The organism is Ectobacillus sp. OTK, from assembly GCF_059698935.1.
Map to the genome: position 1 here is coordinate 85501 of NZ_AP048548.1, position 24909 is coordinate 110409.

A 24909-nucleotide genomic window follows, 5' to 3' on the forward strand; every position below is an offset into this window, starting at 1 on the left:
TTAAATAATCTCTTCTCCTCCCTATGTTACAATAAGGATAAACATGAACGAAATAGGGAGAGACGTAAGATGGAAACACAAGCAGCCGAATTAGAAACTGTCCAACAAGCAATGAAACAAACGAAAGATAAGCGAATGTATGAGCGTTATCAAGCGGTCTCTCTCTTCTTAGAAGGCTACACGTATGAACAAATTGCTAAGATTGTTGGTTACAACTAAAAGACAGTGGGCGAATATGTGAGAGCTTATCGTAAGAACGGGCTCGAAGGGCTCATCAGACGTGCTTCCCCAGGTACACCGCATAAACTGACACCAGAACAGGAGAAAGAACTGGTACAAACGGTGGTACATTCTCTTCCTGTTGATGTTGGATTTGCCGCTCGTCATAATTGGACATTAGCACTGATCGTGTCATTTGTAGAACAGAAGTGGCAGAAGAAGTACACCCTCCGTGGGATGTCTCGTCTGTTGAGCAGTCTAGGTCTTAGCTACTCATACTCAAAGGCCACTTACACCTTGGCACAAGGAGATACCGTGAAACAGACTGCTTTTCGTGAAGAAACATTTCCGGCATTAAAAAAAGATTGATTGAAGAAAACATTGACCACTTGTTGTTTCAAGATGAATGCATGATTCGAGACTATCAAGCGGTTCAATACACTTGGTTTTTGCGCGGAAAACAGCGCAAGATTCCAACGTACGGTAAACATCACGGAGTGAAACTGATTGGAATCCTCAATTATGAAACAGGTAAAGTTCACTGCACAGAAGAAGAACGGTACGATGCAGAAGCATTTCTGCGTTTTCTTCAGTATGTTCTGAAGCAATATCCAACCGGCAAAATTGTCATAGTGCTAGACAATGCACGGATTCACCATGCCAGTCTCATCCAGCCTTTTCTAGAAGAACATAAAAATCGATTAGAATTTGTGTTTCTACCACCGTACAGCCCCGAGATGAACTTGATTGAGGGACTGTGGAAGTGGCTTAAAAGTGCTGTTATTTACAATGTTTTTCATGCTTCTGTAAGAGAAATTCGAAAGCATGTGCAAGCATTCATTTCTGCTATTAACCAAACGCCGGAAGAAGTCATTAATAGGCTTTATATCAGGATGTAAAAATTAAATTCAACTTATATAGATTATTGCCATTAGTTAAATATATCTATTAACATTAAAATAACCCACCACAGCAATCCGAAAATATTAAATAGTATAAACAAATATAACAAGATTCTACTAACCTTCAATGTCCCTACTCCTTTACTTATTGATATTAGCGGTTGTTTCTAACAATTATATTCTAGAATAACCTTAAAATTCTACCTATATAAGTTGAACTAAATATTTTCTCATAACCTCATCGCAGCACAAAGTCAGACAGAATACGTTGTCCTACAAAGGCAATTTGAATGATGATTTAGCAACTGAATAAGAAGGTGTAAGAATTAAATTCAACTTATATAAATAAATTAAGGGAGATGTAGGTTTTACTTTACATCTTCTTTTTATGAAGTAGAAGTCATCCTATCTCGTTTGCTTTATGTATATTCGACACAACAAAAGCACCCAGAAGGGTGCCTTTATGGACTGTTTTGCATAAGGTATTTTCTCTTATCCGATTTCTGACTTCTCTAAGCTATCTATATCTGCCGCACGTAATGCACCTTTAATAAGTGGAAGCAAATATTCGGCATCACGCCCGACACCGCAAACAAGCGCCGATCCTCGCTGTCGCTGCCATGGCAAACCGATAAAGAATAGCCCTTTCACAGGACTGACCCCTCTGTAGTGAAGGGGTCTTCCTATCTCATCTAGTGCTCCTCTTATCTCCAACCATCCGTAGTCCGGAACAAATCCTGTTGACCAAATGATATTTTTCACGTCCATGTTTCTACCATCTTGAAAAATCGTTCTGCCTCCCTGTACATCCACCACTCTCGGTTTCACTCGTACTTGTCCATTTCGAATCAAATTCCTAAACTCGAAACCAAAGATGCGATCCCCTTGTTTGCGGAACCAAGCACCCCGTTTTGTATCTGTCCCTGCATATAAAAACCCTAGTGTCTCAAGCCAGAAAAAGATACTCCTTCCAAAGAAGGACAAGGGCAAGAATTTGAATGGGTGACTGATTGCGATGGTGACCTCTCGTTCCATCGCAAGTTCTGTTGCAATTTGTGTTCCGGAATTTCCTCCTCCTACGACCAACACAGGACCTTCTGGAATCTGCTCTGGCGAGGTATACACTGAAGAATGGATTTGAAACACATCCTTCGGGTATTGTTGTGATGCAGGTGGTAGAAACGGAGCCTGAAAGGCACCAGAAGCTATTACGACTTGTTTACTATACAGGGTTCCTGTATTGGTGACTACTTCAAAACCGGTATCGGTTTGCTTTACCTTTTGTACATAGGTACGCAGCTGTATCGGCAGGGAAAAATGCTTCGCGTATGTTTCTAAATAGTCAGCCAGCTCATCTTTTGAAGGAAATGCATCCTGATCCCCTTCAAATGCCATGCCAGGCAATGCACTATATGATTTTGGTGTAAACAATATCAAAGAGTCATATCGCTTTCGCCAACTGTCCCCAACTCGTTCTTCTGCATCTAGCAGTAAGAAGGAAATATCCTGCTGTTTTAGAAAATACCCCATACTAAGCCCGGCTTGTCCCGCACCAATAATGATGACATCTAACATGTTCATGTCTCCTCCTTTGTAAAACTGACTCCCTCACGTATGGAAATGCTCTATATCTTCTATTTGAATCATCACATGTTCAATATGAAACTGTTCTCGAATTTGCTTTATTGTTTCTCCAAGGATTTTTTTACGTATTTGTTTCTTATTCTATTATAAGATGACATGTAAGGGTCGAAAATCAAATGTGACCGTCCATATATGTAAACTGTGAACACCCCGTACAAAGGAAATAGTTACCAAAGCACTTAGGGTTTCCTCTATATTATTATATACTTTCGATTTTCTGCAACAAATTCTGCACAGTTTCTCCATTCTTATTTTTTACAATGTACCTACAATCAAAAGGAGGAGAAACGTATGAAAAAAAAGATTTTACTAGTGATGTCAACAGTAGCTGCTTTATCATTAGCAGCTTGCAGCAATACAACCAACCAAAGTACAACTCAAAAACAGGAACCTTCTGCTCAAACCCAGCAACAAAAATCAGAGGCTCCCGTAGCATTTTACTATACTGCTAATGAAGGCGGAAGCATCTCCAAAATAGATGCCACAACAAATAAAGTAGTTGAAACCATACAAGTAGATGGATCAGTTCATAATGTCCAAATCTCTTCGGACGGCAAAGTTATCGCTGCTACAGTTGTTCCTAATATGGAAAGTGGTGAGCATGATTCCATGGAAATGAATGGTCTCGTCTCATTCTACGATACTTCTAGCAACAAACTCCTGAAAACAGTAGAAGTAGGGGAGCATCCAGCTCACGTGGTATTTACACAGGATGGTAAGTATGTGCTAGTAACAAATAATGAAGGAAATGATGTCTCCATTCTGGATGGTAAAACGTATGAAGCCGTAAAAAATGTTGCAGTAGGAAATGGACCTCATGGATTCCGTATTTCAAATGACAGCCGTTTTGCTTATATTGCAAACATGGGAGCAGACAGTGTCAGTGTGGTTGATTTACAAGAACTGAAGGAAATTAAGAAAATTACAGTCGGTAAGGTTCCGGTTACCACCGGGGTAACAAGCAACGGAAAGACATTGCTTGTGACATTAAATGCTGAGAATGCAGTGGCAATTGTGGACTTAGCAACAGAGCAGGTAGAAAAGGTTCCAGTTGGAAAAGGACCTGCTCAGGTATATATTCAATCAGATGATAAATATGCTTTTGTAGCCAACCAGGGAACAGAAGATGCACCATCTAACAGTATTTCAAAAATAGATTTGAGCACAAAAAAGGTAGTAGCTACGATTGAGACAGGTAAGGGAGCACATGGCATTGTGACAAGTGCTGATAATCAATTTGTGTATGTAACGAATATGTTTGAGAATACCGTCAGTGTAATCGATAACGAGAAGAACCAGGTAATCAAAACCATCCCCGTTGAGGAAAAGCCAAACGGAATTACTTTTCAAAAAGAGATGAAATAAAGAGTAACAGGGTGTCTTAGGTTTTTATCTAGATACCCTGTTCTTCTTTATGTATGAAATCATGGAAAATATTCTTCCTGTTCTTCATTTATACCCTTTCCATAACTGTTATAACTTTAATAAATTTGACTTGATGATGGAACCTATTTTGGGTATTTTCCATTCAGATTATTCTTACAGCATAACACGTGTTCAGGTACAATATAAATACCAATAGGATTTGTATAAATGGGGAGGACTTTCTTGTTTAAACTAGCGTGTATATTAGGAACTGCCATATTATTTGTAGTACCTAGCAGTCAGAATTTATTGGAGAATCATAAGCATTCAATGGAAACACCCAATCAGCAAAACATTCTAACGTCCTTGCCTGAACCTATAAAAGAGGATAAAGTCTTTATAGCGAATGTTCCCTTTTCTCAACAGCTTCCTGAGTTAAAAAGAGGGTGTGAAGTTACAAGCTTAGCTATGATGCTTCGTTATGCGGGAGCCTCGGTGGATAAAATGACACTCGCCAATGAGATATCATATGTTCCATTTCATCAAAATGGAGTATATGGGGACCCTAATGAAGGATTTGTTGGAGACATGGCCGCAAAAACTAAACCTGGTTACGGTGTGTATCATAAGCCCATCCTAAAATTAGCTCGAAAATACTTTCCAGAGAGAGCACTAGACCTAACTGGCCGAAATATTCAAGACATATATACACTCGTTCGATTAGGATCTCCTGTTTGGGTCATTACAAATGTTACCTTCAAACCATTGGATGAAAGCAAGTTTGAAATTTGGAAAACAAATAGTCGAGAAGTGAAAATTACGTATTATGAACATAGCGCTGTGATAGTAGGTTACGACAAGGATTTTGTATATGTAAATGATCCCTTAGCAACTCAGCCAAACACGGCGGTCCCACGCGCGGATTTTGAGGCTGCGTGGGACCAAATGGGGAAGCAGGCTATTGCAATTGTACCGAAATAGAAAAATCAGTGTAGGAGAAAGTTTGTTTAGTGTCTTTTCTTCGCGAAAGATTTCTAGCAGAATTTGAGATGTATTACCTCTTAACTAAATTGTAATACAATATGCACAGTTTCTCGAAAAGTATAGTATATGCTAGAGTTGCACAGGTCCCCTCCTGTCGCATAGGACAGAAATCAAACATAAGAAACTCGTTTTATCTAATAGCAACCTGCCTGTCTACTAGTACATTGTCTTTTAGTGATTCGGTTCTTATGTTTGAGACCCCCTTAGTAGAATAAATATGAAAACACCTGGTTTAATCAAATCAGGTGTTTTTCATATTTTTTATTAAAGTCAATCAGTTAAGTAATTTTATTGTAAATGTTCCTTCCTCACATTTACATTTATTTAACCCTATCTTTAATCATACTTAACGTGTCGAATATAGTATAAACATGTAACAAACTTCGTTAATAATTAACTTATTTAAATAAAGAATTGGGAGTGTAAATATGAAAAAACGTACCGCAGGAATTGCTGCTTTATCTGTTGCAGCGATGACAACATTAGTGTTGGGTACTATGCCTAAATCAGATGTACAAGCTGAAAGTGATTCAAACAGCAAAAAAGCTAAAAATGTTATTCTTTTTAATGGTGACGGTATGGGAGCCGCCCAACGTCAAGCGATTCGCCTTGCTACAGTAGGAAACTATGGTCAGCTTGCTATGGATGATATGCCATATGTAGGATCAGTTCATACGAGTTCAGCAAATGCTCTTGTAACAGATTCTGCAGCAGCTGGTACAGCATTTGCTACAGGTGTAAAAACTAATAATGGCGCAATTGGAGTAGATGTGAACGGCAAACCAGTTCAGAGTGCGTTAGAACTGGCGAAAGAGTCAGGGAGATCAACAGGACTTGTTACAACAGCTCAAGTAACAGATGCAACTCCAGCTGCTTTTGGAGCTCATGTTGCTAACCGAAACGCACAAAGTGATATTGCAAAACAATATCTAGAGAATAGCAAAGTAGACGTTATTTTGGGTGGTGGGGAAGACTATTGGTACCCAGCAGGAAATCCTGGTGCACACCCTGATAATCCAGCGGAGGATACAAGTGAAGCTAGTAAAGGAACAAATGGAAACCTTGTAGAGCAAGCCAAGGATTTAGGTTATACGTATGTTACAAATGCAGATGAGATGAAACTTGCCAAAGGGCAAAAACTTCTAGGTTTGTTTGCTAACGAAGAAATGTTCCAGCAACGTCCAGAGGGACAAGGTGCTGTCTATAATCCCCCTGTTTCTTTATCAGATATGACACAAAAAGCAATCGATACCTTATCTAAGAATGAAAAAGGGTTCTTTTTAATGGTTGAAGAAGAAGCAATTGACGAAATGCCTCACAACAATAATGGTGAACTTACTCTTAAGGCAGGAGAAGAACTAGATAAAGCTGTTGCAATCGCAAAAGAATATGCGAAGAAACACCCTGACACTCTTGTTATAGTTGCTGGAGACCATGAAACTGGCGGCCTTACTATTGAGGACGCAGGCAACAAAGATGAATCTGGAGATGGGGTTTCTAAAGAAGATGGTCCTTTCAATATTGCTAATTCAAAAGAACAATTCATAATGGATTGGACGACTACTAACCATACTGCTGTAGATACACCTCTTACTGCAATGGGACCTGGTGCTGACCTCTTCGCAGGCGTTTATGAGAATACTTACCTCCACGATGCGATGATTGAAGCTATGAAAATTAAAAACACAAAATAGAATTAGACTGATGTTGTAAAAAAGTTGGGGAAATGAACTCCCTAACTTTTTTACATTTCATATGTATACTCTATCTATGTAAGGTTGCCATACACTCACGAAAGTAAAAGGTTCATTACATAATAGATTCCATAACACCGTATGATATAAGCCCTAAAACACAATTCAATTAGTGAAAATAAAACCTTTTACCATACTTTCCCTTTCAAATCACTCAATCCAAATGATTTTCCTTTTTGGTCTGTATAGGAGAACTGTTTCACTTCCTAATTAAGTGGGTCCCTCAGTTTTCTTCCTCCACATGCTGCTAACAGCAGGATGACACTGACTGCGATTAGCATCTTGATTTTGCGATAGCGTTCTATATGTATCCCCTTTCTCCCTGTTGTTCCTTCTATTTTGTATGTAAGGTATGGAGCTACAAAGTAGCCCCATACGAACTTATTTGTTCCGCAACAAACGCATACTGTTGAGAATGACGAGAAGCGCAGCGCCTGTATCACTTAGTACAGCAAGCCAAAGCGTCAACCACCCTGGAAAGATTAAGACAAGCGCAATAAGTTTTATAATAAGAGAGAACCAAATATTCTGTTTGATGATATACAATGCCTTTCGGCTGAGATGTATCGTATACGGCAATTTTTCTAGGTTATCTGCCATCAGAACAATATCCGCCGTTTCCATTGCTGTATCCGTCCCGGCACCACCCATAGCTATCCCCAAGTTCGCCGTAGCAAGTGCAGGTGCATCATTGATACCATCCCCAATCATAGCAACTGTTTTTCCTTCTGCTTGTAGTCGTTCTACGGCACGAACTTTATCCTCCGGAAGCAAATGAGCAAAATATCGATCAATCTTTGCTTGCTGGGCAATATGTTGCGCTGTTCCTTCATTATCACCTGTGAGCATCACTGTTTCTTGAATGCTTGCCCGTTTCAGCTCTTGCACTGTCTCGAAAGTCGTGGAACGGATAGAATCAGCTACTGCAATAATACCCAAAATAATTTGCCTGGTACCAACAATGACAACCGTCTGCCCCATTCGTTGCATGTTTTGTATCGTCTCTTGCCAAGCTTCCGTAGATACACCTTGCTCTGCAAACAAGGCAGCATTCCCAGCGTAGTAGGTTTCTCCTTGAATGGTCACCTGCGCACCTTTTCCTACAATGGTACGGAAATTTGTTCCTTCTTGTAAAGGAATGTTACGTTCTTGTGAATATGCTGCGATGGCTTTCGCAATCGGATGGTTTGAATATTCTTCAATGGTTCGGGCAAGAGATAATAGTTCTTCTTCAGACCCCTCTAAAACGTTCACCCGTACAACCTTAGGCTTTCCCTCTGTCAATGTACCCGTTTTGTCAAACGCAATCGCACGTAAGGCTCCTGCCACTTCTAAAGCGGTACCTCCTTTGATTAACACACCGTTTTTTGCTGCGTTTCCGATAGCAGACACAATCGCAACTGGTGTAGAAATAACCAAGGCGCATGGACATGCGACAACAAGCAGTTCCAATCCCTTATAGATCCACTCCATCCAATCTCCCATTCCTGCAAGAGGCGGAATCACGATGACAGCTAATGCCAACACAAAAACAATTGGTGTATAGATGCGTGCGAACCGGTCTACAAAGGCTTGTGTAGGAGCCTTTTTTTCCTGTGCTTCTTCAACCAAATGAATGATTCGTGCAATGGTTGTATCCTCTACCAGTTTGGTTACACGAACCTCCAGTGAACCCTCTTCATTGATCGTACCGGCATATACAGCGGCCCCGGTTTGCTTATCGACTGGAATGGATTCACCCGTAATCGGGGCTTGGTTGACGGTAGAGTATCCCGCCACAATAGTGCCATCCAGCGGAATCTTTTCACCTGGTTTTACCACTATAACCGTCCCTACAGTAATATCGTCTACGGATGTTTTCACGAGTTCTGTTCCAACTTTGACCCAGGCTTCAGAAGGTGCCAAGTCCATCAAACCACGAATGGATTCACGTGTACGCTCAATAGATCTATTTTGTAACGCTGCTCCAAGCGCGAACAACCATACCACTGTCGCACCTTCTAACCACTCTCCTATGAGGGCTGCGCCAACGGCAGCCATTGTCATGAGAACATTCATATCCAATGATTTACTTCGAATGGCATAAAAGGCACTTTTCGCTGGTTTGTATCCTCCAATGACAATGCTAGCTGCGTAACATAGCGTAATCAGAAGCGGTAACGTGTCTGTAAATGAACCGAGAAATCCGAACGCTAACAATATTCCTGATAAAAGAAGCGGAGCATCCGTTGCTTTCCGAGAAGGGGCGACATTAGATCTTTTCCCTGCCAAAGTAGCATGAAATCCAGCTTTAGATACTTCCTGTACAATATCCTCTACATCACGGGTATGACGAATTTGCATTTTCCCAGTGGAAAAGTTTACTCGAACCTCTTCCACACCGGGAACGTGTTGCAAATGCTTTTCAATCGTTAATGCACAAGCCCCGCAATCCATTCCTCCAATGAGATATGTTTGAACTCCGTCACCTGTAACAGGTAGCTGCTCTGCCAGTTTACTATCCTCACTACAACACGAACTTACCTTTGCAGTAGCCTCTCCTTGTGTAATTGTAGTCGCTGAAGAACAGCAAAAATTTGACTGTGAGGAAACAGGATCACAACAGGATTCAGATGCGGCCAATTCCTGTTCTGTATCATTTGTTTTGCTGCTGCAACATGCATCTTTCTGCTTCACTTCTACAATAGAAACAACAGTAGGTTCTTTAGATGAACAGCAGGATGTTTTCTTTGGTTCCAATGAAGAGGGCATTTCTTGTTCTTCTTTTACTACTGTTTTGACAGGATTACCGCAAGAAGAAGTTTGACAGCAACTTTCTTGTTGCTCCTTCTTATTTAGCAATGGTATTCTCTCCTTTTTGAGACAGGCAGCTATCATTTTTATCACAAGCAGCAACCTCATTTTGTACCTCTTGGAACACTGTATCAAACATAGTAAGAAGTGCTTTAATTTGATTGCTGCGCAAAGAGTAGTGCACGTACTTTCCTTCCTGTCTTCCCTTAATAATTCCGCACCCTTTTAGGCAGCTTAGATGTTGTGATACATTCGATTGGTTGCCCTGGATACGTTCCACAATCTCGGATACGTTTTTTTCTCCATCCATTAGGCACGAAAGAATTCGCAATCGTGTTTTATCAGCAAATCCTTGAATGAATTTTGTTTTTACATCGAGATTAGATGGTAACAAATATACACACCCCCACCATATATTAGTTATTACTAATATACTTATGGTCTATTCACATTAGCAGTAACTAATATATAAGCCGAAATTTTTTAACGAATCAGGAAGAATAGGAGGCAGGGTAATGGAATGGTTGGTCAGCATATTGGTTCTGTTTTTATTTCCTCTCTTCATGTTTATATGGATTAAGAAAACGGCTAAAGACGATTGTTGTGACAACGGAGCGAAATGTAAGAAGCGAAAAATTAAAAACTGGGACGCAAACAAGCTAAAAGATTAGAGACGGTAAACAATGGAATGACATTCGCTTTAACTTCGGGTTCCTGCCGCATGCCTATCAAGCTAAGCATTAGTTATGTAACTACAACCAGCATAACTAGCCATATCACAGGCTTCTGTATAAGCCCTGTGCTTCTTTTTCTTAAAAATAGGCATAACAAATAAGCGTCCAATTTGGGCGTTTTTTTGCTTATTCAGCTGTTTTCATTTTCCTTCTTCGCTCATATACAACACCCCAGAATATCAAAAACGGTTTTCTTCTCATACCAGTGGGATTTTCGCCCGTTTTTCTCCAAGAGCTTGTACAGACGAAGAAGTATGCTTGTTAATTGCTGAACACCCTGTTGAATAGCTTGATACAGAAGCGACAGATAGTCTTGTATCATATAGATCGCTTTGTATTCACTCAGCTCCTTTTTGCGTTTTTGCAGAAGTCACTCCCGCATTCGAAACATGGTTGAGGAGCAGATGAGAATGTCCCTCTTTTGGGTTATGCCAATTCCCTTTAGACGAGTCCATATAAAACGTAATGGGTCTTTCATCATTTTTTCATTAAAGCTTGTTAGTATAATAAAAGAATGTACGTCTAAAAAGGAGATGTTTTGGATGAATATACTTTTAGCAGAAGATGATGTACGTCTTGGAGAGCTCGTTGTTCATATGCTAAAGAAAAAGGGCGGTTATCAAGTAGATTGGGTACAAGAAGCTTGATGTGTTCGGACAACAGGATGTAATCCAAAGCATCCGCGGGGTGGGATATAAAATTGAAGATTAAAAGCTATTTTCAAAACCTCTTTTCGAGGAAGGATGTAGTTTCTCGAACGCAAAACCGGCTAACGCTGCTGTACAGCGGGGTACTCGTGTTGTTCCTCGTCGTGTTCATTGCGATGGTGTACGCATTATTATATAATATCGTGTTTGCACAGCAGGAAAGACAAATGAGACAATTGGCATCAAATGAGCTGCAGGATGAATTTATCCAGAATAAGAAATCGGCTAGACCTGGTTCAGTGAATGAGAATGTGGTTCTTACGAATGAAAGCCTGTTGTTTTATTATGTAGTAGATGCAAACGGCGAACTCTTCATTGGGGATGAGGCGATACGGTGGATGCAGTCGGATTTGCTGCAAACTTTGCGAAACTGGAATCCTAAGGGAGAGGAAATTCGTTACACTGATGTAGGGGTAAAACGCCCAGAGACGGGAAAAGAACGACATATAGAAATTGAAAAAGATCATACGATGCGCGTTATGATGGTAGCGCGTCCCGTGTATTACAAAAATCAACCTGTAGGGATGCTGTATATCGGAAAAGATGTATCCGTGCAGCAAAAAATATTTCATTCGGTCATCTTTATTCTTGGCGGAAGTGGCCTTTTATTTTTTATTGTTGCCTTAGCTATTAGTCATTTTTTATCAAAACGGACGATGATTCCGATTGCAAATGCTTTTGCCAGACAAAGGGAGTTTGTGGCGGATGCTTCCCACGAATTGCGCACTCCTTTAAGTGTTTTGTTATCATCTATCGATACATTGGAGATGGAAGAAGCGGTTGAAGAGGATCCGTTTTCCCGTAATGTTTTAGGAAATATGAAGGACGAAGTAAAACGAATGGCCAACCTAATTGGTGATTTGCTTACGCTGGCACGTTCGGATTCGGGTACGCTTGAAGTGCGACGAGATTCATTTGAGTTTCGTACACATGCGGAAACAATCGTTCACTTATTGGAGCCGATTGCTGCCGCTAAAAATATTAGTCTCCAATTTCAGGCGTTTTCTGACATCCACCTATATGCAGATTTAGAAAAACTGAAGCAGCTGCTTTATATTTTGTTGGATAACGCGATTAAATACACGCCCAATAACGGCCTAGTGCAGCTAAGTTTATCTACGGAAGGAACAGAGCAGAACAAGATGTTCGTCATGCAAGTGCGAGATACAGGAGTTGGTATTCTGCCTGAGGATTGTGAAAAGGTATTTAATCGATTCTATCGGGTCGACAAATCACGCGCACGGCAAATGGGCGGACACGGACTCGGATTATCGATCGCAAAATGGATTGTGGATGCTCATCAAGGAACGATTCATGTGACAAGTCAGTTGAATGAGGGAAGTACATTTACCGTTCGAATCCCTGCGAAATAGGGGCCCCATAATCAGCCATAAATAAACTGCCCCAAAACGATAAACTTGAGCAATTGGCGCAAAGCTTTTGTTTCGGGGCAATTCTAAATTCTTAACTTGATAGGCATGGGTTCCTGCCGACAAAACGCTGGCATCTTATCAGTAATCAACATATCTATGATTCTAACCCCCCCCTTCAGCCTTGGACTGGAGGGATTTGGTATTGTGCCTACCTTTAAATTTCTGGGTAAGGTATATCTATATCACGGTAAACATACCTTGTTATTGGTTTTCCCATAACCAGTAACAGGAGGAGTGTATAAATGGAATATAGACCCGATACTCAACAAATGCATGCAAAAACTATGAAATCTCTTCAAGACTGTGCCATGATGTGTGAACAAATGTGTACGCTATTACTGGAAAAGGCAGATGTGGCATCTAGAAATATTCAACTTCGCTTATTACGTGACTGTGCAGATATCTGTGACTTATGTATGAAATATATGGCACGTCATAGCATGTATGCAAAATCTCTCTGTCATTTTTGTTCCTATATATGTGACGCGTGTGGAAACGAGTGTTTGAAACATGCTGATCATGAATCAAGAATGTGTGGTCAAATGTGTTTGGAGTGTGCAAAAGATTGCCGTAATTTTGCGATGTAAGACTGACGAGAATACAAAATAAGAAAGAGCTGGCATAATGTCAGCTCTTTCTTATTCATCTTAAACTTTCCCAAGTCTATGCTTCTACGATAATCTTACCTGTAAACATTCCCATGCCGCAATTAAATGTATATGTTCCTATTTTATCTGGTGTAAATTCCACGACGTTGTCGCCTTCATCTAAGTTCTTTTGTATATTTAGTTCTTTAATAATCAATTCGGATAAACATCCACCCTTATAATCTTTTTGAAAGCGAAGTTTGACAGGTACCCCTAGTTTGACCTTTACATTTTCATTTTTATATCCAAATTCTTCAACAGTTACAACAGCTTCTTGATATCCCTGTTTTTGTTCTGCTTTCACGGGCTTGGATTCTAGAGTTGTGTCAGCTGAAACTTCCGTATTTGTCGTGCCTGTAAACTTTTGAATGTACCCTGAAATAGGCTGAAAGAACACCACTAGTCCAATAAGCACAAGAGAAACCGCATACAAAATAGCCTTCACCATAGGATTACTTTGAAGTGCTGTATTCTTTTCTTCTGTTGTTTTTGCTTCTTGGCGGATTAATTGCAGTATAAGCATCATGACAATTACAAAAATAATATCCATAAAAATTGTTACCTGGTATGGGTTTTGAGAGTTGATCATGACACCTAACATGGCACCCATCATACCACCCATGATTCCGGATAATACCCCGTCTAAGGAAGCTAGTAAGCTAAATGGACGCCCGACGCTATATCCAATTATCATTCCTACTAACACTGCAATCATGACAGGAATCGTTAATCTCCCGTTCATTATGGCCCCCAATATGGTCCCCACTAATAAACTCGACATCATGGCAACAGCCATGGCAGTCATCATAGCTGTCATATTCGACAACCGCTTTTTTACACGATGGGCTATAATGGTGATATAACCGGTTAGTACTAATACAATGATTAAACTTATTACATATAACACATGTATTCCCCTTTCACCTTAACCAAATATGAACAATCTTACACAAATAGAAATGTATAGTCGACAAGATGATTGCAATTGAATGAATGGGTCATAAAGATAAAGGCTGGTTAGTGCATAACCAGCCTTTATTCTCTAACTTATTTCTATAATTCTAGTTAATATTTATCTTACCTGCAATTTACATTGTTTGTTGCTGCATGTCCTTCATCATTTTCATGCAGTCTTTCACGCTCATACCTTTATCGATACAATCCTTTATCATTTTCGCACAGTCTTTCATAGTCATTGCCATACACTCTACTTGACTTGTCGTCGTTGTAGATTCAGTTGGACTCGCAGCAAAAGCAGTTCCACCAAATGCCATTAATGCAATAAATGATGTACCTAAAATAACCTTTTTCATCATTTCTCTCCTCCATTATCTGGTCATACAGATGGTAAATTGACCATCTACTACACAATTGTAGTAGAAACGAAATCTCCAGTCAATCGTATACTACATGATTGTAGTATTTAAACATCGATAGGAGAGACAATCTTCACAAAAATGACACACATCCTATTAGGAAAACAATAAAAAGACTATAAATGATAGACCTCATCCATTCTAACAGGGAGATGGACGGGCGTTTATATGTTCCTGTTAAAAGAACTTCAATCCTAGTATTCGTATCTTGAAAAGAATGATTTTGAAAGTGTACTGTTGCAGTTGAAGAAGAAGGTACACTTGTCATTAATTTGTATAATGCTGATGCAACAGCTTTCGTTCCCACCTTATGAATCGCAAAAGTATCTGCTTTTATTTCCTTTTCTATCATGTAGCGTTCATACAACCTTCGAGAGATGGGTAAGAAGGAAAATACACGTGCTACACTGAAGCATACTGACAATTTGAACGGATCTCTGTTTTGGCAATGATAATACTCATGTTCCAATACAGCCTCTAATTCATATGGCCGTAATAAGTCGATTAAGCCGGTACTAATTAGAATTTGAGGATGTATGAATCCATACGTGAAAGCTAAAGGTTGAGTAGAATTTATAACCTGTACCTGTATAGCATATTTTTTTTGAAAGAACTCAAGTACACTTGATTCATAACAGTCTGTTCTGTGTAAATTTAATTTGGTGATAAATTTTTTCGTCTTTTTAGACAGACATAAAAAGTACACAGCGGAGCATACAAAAAGAGCCCCTAAAGCAAGCGAGGTAAATATAAGTAATTGATTATGCTGCATAGTAAAGCATTCCAGCATCCAATACATACACCCTGGCATCATGCGAGAATGTAGAATAGAGAAAAATCCGATAATTAGAGTACTTACACCCAACAACCATAAAACATATCGATTTGATGTTTGAAATAATCGAAACATTAATTTTCATCCTGCTCTAATTTTTTGATTAGTTCCTTCAGCTTATTAAGCTGATCAGGCTTATGAACAACAGCATCTACAAACTGTGTAATGGCAATATCTCCGTAATGATGGAGGAGATGCTCCACCTGCTCAGATGAATGTTGTTGAATGAGTTCACTAGGACTGTAAGAAGGCTTATATACGTATCCTTTTCCTAACTTATTACGTGTGAGAATCCCTTTTTTATCTAATCGATTCATGATCGTCATAATGGTGGTGTAGGCATAATTATTTTGTTTATTCAATTCCGTTAGCACATTTTGAACGGTTACTTCTTTTCTAGACCAAATCACTTTCATTACCTCAAGCTCCAGCGGTCCTAAAATTTTTAATAAGGCTTTATTTTCATCGTTACTCATTGTACTCATCCTACTTTCAAAATACCTTATGTGGTTCCACTTAAGTATAAAAAAAATAAAGGAATATGTGAATGTATACATATTCCTTTTGCAAAGAAGGGAAGCGGAAGTTCTCCTAAAACATGGAAAGGAACAGAGTTTTATACATTATTGATATACTGCTACTTTGCACAGACTAGCAGGTACCTCATGGTGTATAGAACCCTGTGCATATCCTTTATAAACTTGAATCATTACACAGAGTTTTCATAGAAGCAATAACCTATTCGAAAACAGCCTGTTTTTAAACTATAAACAAAAAAACAGATCAGCATTTTGTAAGTACTGATCTGTTTTTTATAAGCATAAAAAGGTGCATTTTTAAGTGTAAGTATTCAAATGCATGAAAGGCACAAAGTCCCTTTATTGTATATATAGCGCAGGGTCTACCGCATTAGACTTAGCCGCGTTCCAGCTTCCAACATGAATTTCAAAATGTACGTGTTGACCAAAAGATATCCCCGTGTTACCCATAATTCCGATTTGCTGACCTTGCTGTACAACTTGTCCTTGTTGGACAGCACGGCTGCGCATATGCGCATAAAGAGTCGTGTATGTTTTTCCATTAATATTATGAGAAATATATACTACATTCCCATAGCTTGATGAATATTCTGAACGGATGACAGTTCCTGATGCCGCCGCTACGACTGGAACTGTTCCACCAGATGCAATATCAAGACCTTTGTGATTTTCGCTTCCTCTCATGCCAAAACCTGATGAGTATACACCAGCAGCAGGTTTTATAAACATTCTAGAACCCGTTGGTTTTGGTGATGGAGCTGGGGCAGGTGCGGGTGCAGCCGCTTCAGCATTACTTTGGTTTGTCGATGCAGATGCAGTTTTGTTTGCCTCTGCAGCTGCAGCCTCAGCGGCCGCCGCAGCCTCAGCAGCTGCCGCTGCTTGTTGCTTCTGCATATTTTCAATGGCAGCAGCTTGTGATTCTAATAAGCTTTTTTCTTCCTCTTCATCTAGGATTTCTTGTAGCGTTTGATCTAATTTCTGCTCTAAAGCTGTGATAGCATTAACCTTTTCTTGTTGGCTTTGTTCTAATTGTTGCTGTTTGTCTTGTAAAGCGACTTCGTAAGAACGCAATGCAGCTTCTTTCTCTTCTACGATGCGTTTTTCCTCTTGAAGTTGTTCTTGGTCAGACTGCTGATCTTCTAGAATTGTCTTATCAGACTGAAAAATCAGACTTAACGAATACATGTTATCTAATAAATCAGCGATGCTTGTTGTTTCGAGTAATACATCTGCTACAAGACTTGCTTTTGGCTGTGATTGTAAAGTTACTAATCTCTGTTTGATAATCTCTTGTCTTTGCTGAATTTGTTTTTGCAGTACTTCGATATTTTGCTTTTTTGAAGCAATTAGTTCATTCGTTTCTTGAATCTGTTGAGCGATGGAGTCCAATTCTGCTTGCGTTTCTCCTATCGCTTGGTCAAACTGCTGTAATTGTTGTTTAAATTGTTCAATCTCTGTTTGGAGTTGTTGTTTCTCTGCTTCTTTTTGATTGATTGTATTCGTGCTTTCACTTAATTTATCTTGAAGGACATTTAAATCTCCCGAAATATTTTCAGCGTATGTAGGCAGTGCATAAGCACCCATTATAATACTTGTCAATAAGGCAACCCGAGCTGCTTTTCCTTTCATTCCAATAACCCTCCCCATATTCTCCACTAAAGTTATAACATGTCGGAAAGGGCACAAAAGGATTGTAACAAAAGTGTAAAATATACTTAAAAAAAGAGGTGTTTTTTGTCGTTAAATCTGCAGAATTTCTGCACATTCTCTAATATAAGGGGAAAATTATGTAAAATAAAATCGAGGATGGTAAAAATATGAAAGTTCTTCGAGGGATATCTAAGATTATAACTCCCTTCAAAAGGAAAGACAAATTACAAAGAAAGCATAGCTGTGAATCTAGCACAAGTGAAAACATGGAAAGAAGTAACACATGAATAAAAGGAAACAAAGTTTTCTCTAAAATACAATATTACTATTCAAGATGCAAAAGAAAAGGGACTAGAAAAAAGCTAGGCCCTTTTATATTTGATATATGTGTTTTTCAATTAGAACTTTTATAGATATTGACATACCCGCAACAAATAAAGGAAGAACAATATACCATATACTGAGAAGCATGGCCAAACAAGTTGAGAATAATGTCCAAAGCAGCCACCCTACAGGTTCTTTTGAATGTTGCATGCTATTCCCTCCACAGATTCCATCTTATTGAGGATTACTTACTTTTTCTGCTTGTTTATGATAGGCACTAATGGCTTCAGCTAAAACATCTACAGTTCGGTATAGCTCATCTACATTATTATCAACGCCACCGATTTCTACGAGCATCGCGTTAGGAGAAAGATCTTGATTGTAAACACCGTTTCCTTCTCGACGATCCTTCAAAAAAATCCCTCTACTGATGCCGTAATAGTGCTTGTCCAAGTATTCATTAATCGCTTTGGCGAACTGCAGGTTTTCTTCATAATGCTTATTTTCCTTTCCCACTACAAAGTAAAGTCTTCCATATGGTTTTCCATTAATAACCTTTGTAGTGACCGCTTTACGAGAAGAATCGCGGTGTATATCTATCAGATATCGGAAGTCTTGGTTTTGGCTCACCGCTTCTTGCACTACTTCTCTGGAAACATTATACGAACTCACATAGTTCAAACCACGTTTCAATAGCATGTCTACTATATCTGCATCACTGTCGGTAGCCCCAATTCCCTGTTCTTCGAGCTTCGCTGCCAGTCGTTCTCCTAATATAGAAACATTCACCTTGTCGCTCGAAGCAGCATTAGGCTCTTTTGTACCTGGAAGTAGAGGGAGAAACGACTCACGGCTGTGAGAATAATAGATAAAGGTAATTTTTTGTTCGTTTACTTTGGCTGGAGGTGTAGATTTCTCAGGTGGTAGAACGGTCGTATCCGCCTCCCTTTGTTTCAACAGCTCTTCTAATGGGATATTCGGATCCTGAGGAATATTTGTTTCATCTGTCCCCTCACCTGCTACAACAATTTGTGAATAGTAATTAGAAAAACCCGGTAATTGATTACGCATAAGAGTACGAACATCATTAATTTTGATATTAGTCATCATGGAAAGAAATATAGATGAGAACCGAGGTGAATTCCCTTGCTTTTGAAACTCCTGTGTAAAATAGTGGTTTTCTAGTTGAAAAGCATACATAAACGTATTAAGAGTCTCTGTTGTTGACCATTTATTCAAAGAAGAAGCTTTTAGGCTTGGAAAAAACGATACAAACATTGCAGAGAATACGAACAACAGCTGGACTAAAATAAAGCAAAGCAGCAGTACTTGCTTTATTTTCACACTTTTGATGATATGGTGGCGGTTCAATGCTCTCCCCCTTTCCATACATACATATGTATAAGTCCTATCAAATACTACTATTTTGTGTAAGAAATAAAATAGAATTGATATACAATACAATGTATATATAACTCGTATATATTGAGAGATGAGAAATCTGAAAATAGAGAAGACGTTGGAGTTATAATTATGGGAAGTTCTATAACTAGGATAGCTACAATGAATACCATGGTTCGAACTATATATAACTGATTTAAAGTTTCGACATATGAATCGAATAGTGATAAGAGAACTTAACCAATGCTAGCCGTACAAGTCCTGTAATAAAATGATTAACTCTCGTATCAACGAGAAGTCGAAAAAGTTACTCAATTATATATAGGTTATTCATGAGTCTGATGACATTTGCCTCAGTAACTTGGTCTCTGTTTCAATTAATAAAATATTGGTAGACTATCATTCAAATAGTATTTTCAGCTACTATCTTTATCAGGAGTCCTGCCGACAAAATTGGGCATCATTACGCTAAGAACGAAGAAAAGCAGCTCTAGCTCATAGGGCTGCTTTTAGATTAGTTACTATAACCTCCGTTGTCAGTAATCAATACATTTATAAGACTATTAAAAAATTCTTCAGGTTTCTTGTGTAAGACTCTGAATGTTTTTTATTAAGACCATTTTTCGATGAAATAAGAAATAGTGCCATTTTCTTTTAGAATTAGGATACCTAGTCCAATTAAGAAAAAAGGAACAATGATGTGGCCATATCGTTCTAAAGTCTGTGCAATAATTAAGAATGCGATCAATTTGTAAGCAATATAACACCATACGGTAACAGGTAATAAGAAGAGCATAACAATTATAGCAATTTGCCATCCCCTGTATGTAGCGAAGAAAGGAATATACTCACCTATGTTGTCTCCTGCATTGGCAAATATAACGGCAGCAACCATTACAACAAGTGAAAATCATCAATGGTTAATAGAAAGCGAACTTTCCAAATAAGCTTAGAAAAGCGAAAAGCCGCCTGTTGGCGGCTCAGACTGTTGAAAAACAACTTCGTCAATAGATGATTGATTTTTTCCCCCTCCTCTTTACGATAGAAAGAGGAGGGGTTTTTGGTATGTATTATGTAGAACAGAATTTAACTATGACGAAAAATAGAAAACATTACGAAACGATGTATGACCGCACTCATACTTTAGTGAAGATTGAAAAAGTCATGGATTGAAGTTTGGTGTATCGCTACATCAAGCCCTTTTACTCATCTCACATCGGGCGTCCTACCATTGACCCGCTTATTTTGGTAAAAATTCTACTTATCCAGTACATAGAAGGATTTCGATCGGTCCGCTTTACCTGTAAACAGGTTCAACAGAATATCACCTATCGGTGGTTTCTTGGAATTTCTCCTCATGACCGCATCCCTTGTCACTCTACTATTTCTAAATTTCTACATCGTCGCATCTCTGATCCGTCTATATGGGAGGCTTTGTTTCGTCATGTCGTGAAACTGATCGAACAGGATGGCTATATCTCGCATGATATTTGGATTGCTGATGAGACAGAATTGAAGGCAAATGCAAATAAGCGTAAAAAATGTGTCGTCGTACAAGAAATAAAACAAGAGGAAGATGCGTATACACTAGAAAAGGTCAATCAAAAGAGAATCGCTCATCGCAAAAAGGATCTCTCTTCAAAGGCAGGAAAGGTTGTCACGAAAGAAACAACCCAAAGCCTGACAGACCCAGATGCGGGTCTTTCCGTAAAACACGACAAGTTTGGACGTTTTGCTTATTACGATCATCGTATCGTAGATGGTCTACATAATTTTATTTTAGATTGTTACGTCACACCAGCTACTACACCAGGTCATCGAGTGGTGTTACAGCGATTTGACCAACTTCGTATGTTCCACAATACCTATGCGAAGGAGGTTGCCCTCGATGCTGGTTACTACAATGTTCGTATGGGGGAAGGATTAGAAAAACGGAAGATGTTTGCTTATATTTCTTACCGAAGGTATGCAAGAAATGAACATTCTAAGTGTAAAACGACTCAGTTTCGAAAAGCGGCGGAAGATTTGTATGCATGCCCTTGTGGAGTTCCATTTTCATATAAAAATTCCACAAGACAAGGGTATCATGAGTATCGTCCTCCAAAAGGAAGCTGTGAAGGCTGCCCTTATGCGAAGAAAGGAGATCGAGTTCTTCGTATTTCCGTACATCAAGATGTATATGACCGTCTGCATTCTCAGCGTCTTTCCCCACGGGGGAAAGTTCTGCGTTCTGTTCGACCTTCTACTGTCGAAAGAAGTTTTGCAGAAAGTAAAGAACTCCACGGGTTTCGCTTCGCACGCTACCGTGGAGTTCAGAAAGTCACAATCCAAGTTTTGATGACCGCTATATCACAAAACTTGAAAAAGTGGGCCAAATTGCGTTCGCTGCGCGAATCTGGCATAGATTTAAGTTACCAAAAAAAGAAAAAGAAGAAAAGATAGTCCATAAAAAAATCTCGAAATTCGAGATTTTTTTATGGACTACTTCGTTTTTCAACACCGTGAGCCGCCTGTTGGCGGCTTACTTATACTTTAATGAGAGTGACCATCAGAATTATCATGCTCGTCGTGAGTATGACTTTCAGTATGTTCCACAGTTTTACTCTGACTATGAGTGTGACTTTCTTCCTGTTGTTTGTTAGGCTCGTTAGCACTTGGTTGTTCAGTATGTTCCGCAGTTTCACTGTGGCTATGCGAATGCCCATCTCCTTCTACCTCAAACACGTTTAACAGAATCCCACTATACACAGTTGAACCAAATATAAGTGATAAAATAGATGCTTTGATGATTTGAGACATTGTCTTCACCGTATCCTTTATCTTAAATTAAACATTGCGTAAATCTGCTAAAGACCCTTCTTTTTGACTCAAAGCTGCCAAAAGTCCAACTGTAAATCCAATAACAAGCAGTCCAGCGGAGTATGTTGTATTTATGTTAAAATGAACAATTCCTCCAGCAAACGCTCCTACGCCAAAAGAAAGCAAGAACAAAAGAATAAATTTACGAACAAGATCCTCTACTTTTCGTTTAAAGATAAGCTTTTCTCTGATAACGATAGTGGCAGGTGTTAGAATAGCGCCTATAAGCATTAACCACCAGTGTGTAAACCATTCATTTTGCATATGAACAACTGTTCCTGAAATCAAACTCATTCCAGAAAAAGTACCAATCCATAAGAAATAGTCCAAAGTTGCTGTCTTTATAGGTTTTTCGGTGTACAACAATGTTGTAGCAAAAGACATTACAAATCCACTGATGATAAGATATAGAGCGTATTTAGTATGTTGTTCAAAGTGGGATATTCCACCAGTGATACAACCTGCCATAACTGCCGAAATGAGCGTAATAATAAATTTCCCTAAGAATCCAGCCTGCGGAGGCTTCTTATCAATTACTCTCTCTCTAAGAAGGATAGAGGTTGGGGTTAGTATCATCCCTATAATCATTAGCACATAGTTGTACATGGAGTGATCTAATAAATGGATAACACTCCCTGCAATAAGATTGATTCCAGTAAATGTGCCCAGGTATAACATAAAATCAATAAGTTTTTCCGATACCAAACGATTAGACTTACTTTCTACTACTAACTGCGCCATCTTATACCTCCAAAATATTTATATGTAATAAAATAATTGCTAAATGCAAAATTAAATCTCTAAGTGAATATACAACAATATAGGTGAAGTTTAATGTAATTTTAATATCTTTTAAATCGTTTGGTTGGCTAGCGATTCTACGGTATCGACTAAGAGACATGATAATATAAATGATAATGAATTTCAATATCATTTTTGTTTGTTTTTTGTAAAGAAAATTTCTTAATAGGTATGAAGAACGATGAATATCGTATTCATCGTTCAGTTAACATAACACGACAGTATTGAGAATTCTCTCTGACATAAAATACAGTAACGGCAAGGATTATCCCTTCCTCGCCGTTTTTATCGCACATACAAGATTCTATACATCACCGGCACAGCGACATTTTGCGGGGGATTGGACCACTCAAAACTGCATAACATTCTGCATATCCTTAGCTTATCATTCCCATGTTTTGATAGCGGAACCTCTTAGGAAACACACTAACTGTTTCATTTAAAGTAGATCATTTCACTTCAGAGGCTTTTAAACCGTTTTGAATCAGTTCACAAAACGTGCTTTATTGTTTTTTAATGTAATGGTGAACACAGATCCCTTTCCAAGTTGGCTTGTTGCAGCTATTGTTCCACCATGGAATTCAACAATTTCTTTTACAATCGCAAGCCCTAAACCACTACCGCCGGTTGCTCGTGTACGTGATTTATCGACCCGGTAAAACCGTTCAAAGATATGAGGGAGGTCTTCAGGAGGAATTCCTTCTCCCTGATCTTGAATAGCAATTTGTACGTTCGATTGGTCTCTTTTCACTGTAACAGATATGATGAAGTTTGACTGAGAATGAAAATATGCATTATTCAGTAAGTTTATGATAACCTGTTCAAATCGCTTTTGATCGATAGAGACCATAATATCCTTCGGACAAGATAAATGAATGCGAATCTGTTTATCTTCGTAGGCAAGTTGTACCTTTGTTACGATTTTCTCTAAAAAATCATAGAGGTCCGTTTCTTGCTTTTCAATGATGAAATTATGCTTCTCCATCTGGGCAAGTTCAAATAAATCTTGAACTAAGCCTGTCACATGGTCAGCCTCATCCTTGATGATAGTCAGATACTTATTTCGTTCTTCTAAGGAGAGTGTATCCCGCATTGCGATATCCGCATATCCTCTGACGTAAGTTAACGGTGTACGGAGTTCATGAGCGACGCTCGCTAGAAATTCACTTCTTTCTTTTTTCATGTAATCTAAATCATTTGCCAGCGTCTGAATCGAATGTGCTAATTCTCCCACTTCATCATTGCTTTTAATATTTAAAGAAACCGACAAGTCCCCTTTACTCATCTTTTCTGTGGCTTTCTTCATACGTATTAACGGCTGTGTAAGGCTACGAGATAGAAGGAAAATAGTCACAACCGTTAACAAAAAAGTAATAGCGGCAAGTACTAAAAATTGATTTGTTAACCGCTCTATCAGTTCTTGAATGGAATCTGTTCCTAAAAACATATAGACATAACCCTTAGTCTCTCCTTGCATTTGAATAGGACTGACCGTACAAATATAATTTGACGTTTTCCAATGATTTTCTATGACAGCTCCTTTTTCAGGTATAGTACCCATTGCCTTAGATAGATGCTCTTCCATTGCCACGTCCACATTATTTGACTTTGCAAGTATTTTCCCGTTCTTTGCTGTTATGACCACTTTCGTTTTCGCTTCTGACTCCATTAGTGCTACGTGCATAATCGTTTGTGGGTCGAAATACTTTTCTAACACATCACTGTGACTGTTACCCCGGGCAAGAAGAGAGGAGACTTCTTCGTCAACTCGTGTATTCACTAGACTGAAATACAATAAGGCAAACAATACAGCTTCAATGAATGTTACACAAACTAAAAAATAAAATCCTAATTTAATGGAGATATGCTTCATATTTTCACA

The 24909-nt window shown here is 38.8% G+C and carries 20 protein-coding genes and 3 pseudogenes; 9 read left to right on the plus strand and 14 right to left on the minus strand.

From position 1 onward, the window contains the following. Positions 1-69: 69 nt before the first annotated feature. Positions 70-1118: pseudogene (locus AC6HZ4_RS27625) on the plus strand (IS630 family transposase). 495 nt (positions 1119-1613) lie between these two features. Here the strand turns inward: AC6HZ4_RS27625 and AC6HZ4_RS27630 are convergent. After that, positions 1614-2696 (minus strand): flavin-containing monooxygenase, encoded by a 1083-nt coding sequence (locus AC6HZ4_RS27630; RefSeq protein WP_497495999.1) that lies wholly within the window; start codon positions 2694-2696, stop codon positions 1614-1616. Between the two features lie 360 nt (positions 2697-3056). Here AC6HZ4_RS27630 and AC6HZ4_RS27635 point away from each other — a divergent pair, with 360 nt between their 5' ends. The 3 genes from AC6HZ4_RS27635 (at position 3057) to AC6HZ4_RS27645 (ending at position 6868) form a co-directional block, all read left to right on the plus strand. After that, positions 3057-4130 carry a YncE family protein gene (locus AC6HZ4_RS27635; RefSeq protein WP_497495863.1) on the plus strand — a complete coding sequence of 358 codons (1074 nt, stop codon included), beginning with the start codon at positions 3057-3059 and terminating at the stop codon, positions 4128-4130. 330 nt (positions 4131-4460) lie between these two features. After that, on the plus strand, positions 4461-5111 hold the full coding sequence (locus AC6HZ4_RS27640) for a C39 family peptidase (RefSeq protein ID WP_497496000.1): 651 nt from the start codon (positions 4461-4463) through the stop codon (positions 5109-5111). A gap of 491 nt (positions 5112-5602) precedes the next feature. Next, a complete protein-coding gene (locus tag AC6HZ4_RS27645; RefSeq protein ID WP_497495864.1) occupies positions 5603-6868 on the plus strand; it encodes an alkaline phosphatase in 1266 nt (421 codons plus the stop codon). Between the two features lie 441 nt (positions 6869-7309). Here AC6HZ4_RS27645 and AC6HZ4_RS27650 read toward each other — a convergent pair whose 3' ends face one another. Both AC6HZ4_RS27650 and AC6HZ4_RS27655 read right to left on the minus strand, forming a co-directional pair. Further along, positions 7310-9769 carry a heavy metal translocating P-type ATPase gene (locus AC6HZ4_RS27650; protein ID WP_497495865.1) on the minus strand — a complete coding sequence of 820 codons (2460 nt, stop codon included), beginning with the start codon at positions 9767-9769 and terminating at the stop codon, positions 7310-7312. Continuing rightward, the gene (locus AC6HZ4_RS27655; protein WP_497495866.1) at positions 9759-10115 is read right to left on the minus strand and encodes an ArsR/SmtB family transcription factor; all 357 of its coding nucleotides are present in this window, start codon (positions 10113-10115) and stop codon (positions 9759-9761) included. Before AC6HZ4_RS27655 ends, AC6HZ4_RS27650 begins: the two co-directional genes overlap by 11 nt. A 121-nt stretch (positions 10116-10236) precedes the next feature. Here AC6HZ4_RS27655 and AC6HZ4_RS27660 point away from each other — a divergent pair, with 121 nt between their 5' ends. Then, a complete protein-coding gene (locus AC6HZ4_RS27660) occupies positions 10237-10392 on the plus strand; it encodes a hypothetical protein (protein ID WP_497495867.1) in 156 nt (51 codons plus the stop codon). Positions 10393-10612: 220 nt separating this feature from the next. Here the strand turns inward: AC6HZ4_RS27660 and AC6HZ4_RS27665 are convergent. Continuing rightward, positions 10613-10867 (minus strand): annotated as a pseudogene (locus tag AC6HZ4_RS27665) (IS4 family transposase); the annotation flags it as partial. Positions 10868-10997: 130 nt separating this feature from the next. Here AC6HZ4_RS27665 and AC6HZ4_RS27670 point away from each other — a divergent pair. The 3 genes and pseudogenes from AC6HZ4_RS27670 to AC6HZ4_RS27680 all read left to right on the plus strand — a co-directional run. Next, a pseudogene (locus AC6HZ4_RS27670) lies at positions 10998-11096 on the plus strand (response regulator transcription factor); the annotation flags it as partial. Between the two features lie 59 nt (positions 11097-11155). Continuing rightward, a complete protein-coding gene (locus AC6HZ4_RS27675) occupies positions 11156-12535 on the plus strand; it encodes a sensor histidine kinase (protein WP_497495868.1) in 1380 nt (459 codons plus the stop codon). A gap of 329 nt (positions 12536-12864) precedes the next feature. Further along, positions 12865-13182, plus strand: coding sequence for a four-helix bundle copper-binding protein (locus tag AC6HZ4_RS27680; protein WP_497496001.1), 318 nt, complete (start codon positions 12865-12867; stop codon positions 13180-13182). A 76-nt stretch (positions 13183-13258) separates the two neighbouring features. Here AC6HZ4_RS27680 and AC6HZ4_RS27685 read toward each other — a convergent pair whose 3' ends face one another. From AC6HZ4_RS27685 to AC6HZ4_RS27715, 7 genes are all read right to left on the minus strand, one after another. Continuing rightward, a complete protein-coding gene (locus AC6HZ4_RS27685; RefSeq protein ID WP_497495869.1) occupies positions 13259-14149 on the minus strand; it encodes a cupredoxin domain-containing protein in 891 nt (296 codons plus the stop codon). Positions 14150-14330: 181 nt separating this feature from the next. Beyond that, positions 14331-14558: a hypothetical protein gene (locus tag AC6HZ4_RS27690; protein WP_497495870.1), complete on the minus strand. Its 228-nt coding sequence runs from the start codon at positions 14556-14558 to the stop codon at positions 14331-14333. A 133-nt stretch (positions 14559-14691) separates the two neighbouring features. After that, complete coding sequence (locus AC6HZ4_RS27695; protein ID WP_497495871.1) at positions 14692-15528, minus strand: M56 family metallopeptidase; 837 nt, start codon at positions 15526-15528, stop codon at positions 14692-14694. Further along, entirely contained in the window at positions 15528-15929 is a 402-nt protein-coding gene (locus tag AC6HZ4_RS27700) for a BlaI/MecI/CopY family transcriptional regulator (RefSeq protein WP_497495872.1), read from the minus strand. The genes AC6HZ4_RS27695 and AC6HZ4_RS27700 overlap by 1 nt, the downstream gene beginning before the upstream one ends. 402 nt (positions 15930-16331) lie before the next feature. Further along, on the minus strand, positions 16332-17621 hold the full coding sequence (locus AC6HZ4_RS27705; RefSeq protein ID WP_497495873.1) for a murein hydrolase activator EnvC family protein: 1290 nt from the start codon (positions 17619-17621) through the stop codon (positions 16332-16334). A gap of 579 nt (positions 17622-18200) precedes the next feature. After that, positions 18201-19337 (minus strand): stage II sporulation protein P, encoded by a 1137-nt coding sequence (locus tag AC6HZ4_RS27710; protein WP_497495874.1) that lies wholly within the window; start codon positions 19335-19337, stop codon positions 18201-18203. A gap of 640 nt (positions 19338-19977) precedes the next feature. Further along, complete coding sequence (locus AC6HZ4_RS27715) at positions 19978-20262, minus strand: cadmium resistance transporter (protein ID WP_497495875.1); 285 nt, start codon at positions 20260-20262, stop codon at positions 19978-19980. A 284-nt stretch (positions 20263-20546) separates the two neighbouring features. On the opposite strand from AC6HZ4_RS27715, the gene AC6HZ4_RS27720 reads away from it, so the two are divergent. After that, positions 20547-21809 (plus strand): IS1182 family transposase, encoded by a 1263-nt coding sequence (locus tag AC6HZ4_RS27720; RefSeq protein WP_497495876.1) that lies wholly within the window; start codon positions 20547-20549, stop codon positions 21807-21809. Positions 21810-21899: 90 nt separating this feature from the next. Here AC6HZ4_RS27720 and AC6HZ4_RS27725 read toward each other — a convergent pair whose 3' ends face one another. From AC6HZ4_RS27725 to AC6HZ4_RS27735, 3 genes are all read right to left on the minus strand, one after another. Further along, positions 21900-22166: a hypothetical protein gene (locus tag AC6HZ4_RS27725; RefSeq protein ID WP_497495877.1), complete on the minus strand. Its 267-nt coding sequence runs from the start codon at positions 22164-22166 to the stop codon at positions 21900-21902. 27 nt (positions 22167-22193) lie between these two features. Further along, the gene (locus tag AC6HZ4_RS27730) at positions 22194-22967 is read right to left on the minus strand and encodes a hypothetical protein (protein WP_497495878.1); all 774 of its coding nucleotides are present in this window, start codon (positions 22965-22967) and stop codon (positions 22194-22196) included. A 544-nt stretch (positions 22968-23511) separates the two neighbouring features. Beyond that, positions 23512-24900 carry a sensor histidine kinase gene (locus AC6HZ4_RS27735; protein ID WP_497495879.1) on the minus strand — a complete coding sequence of 463 codons (1389 nt, stop codon included), beginning with the start codon at positions 24898-24900 and terminating at the stop codon, positions 23512-23514. Positions 24901-24909: the final 9 nt, after the last annotated feature.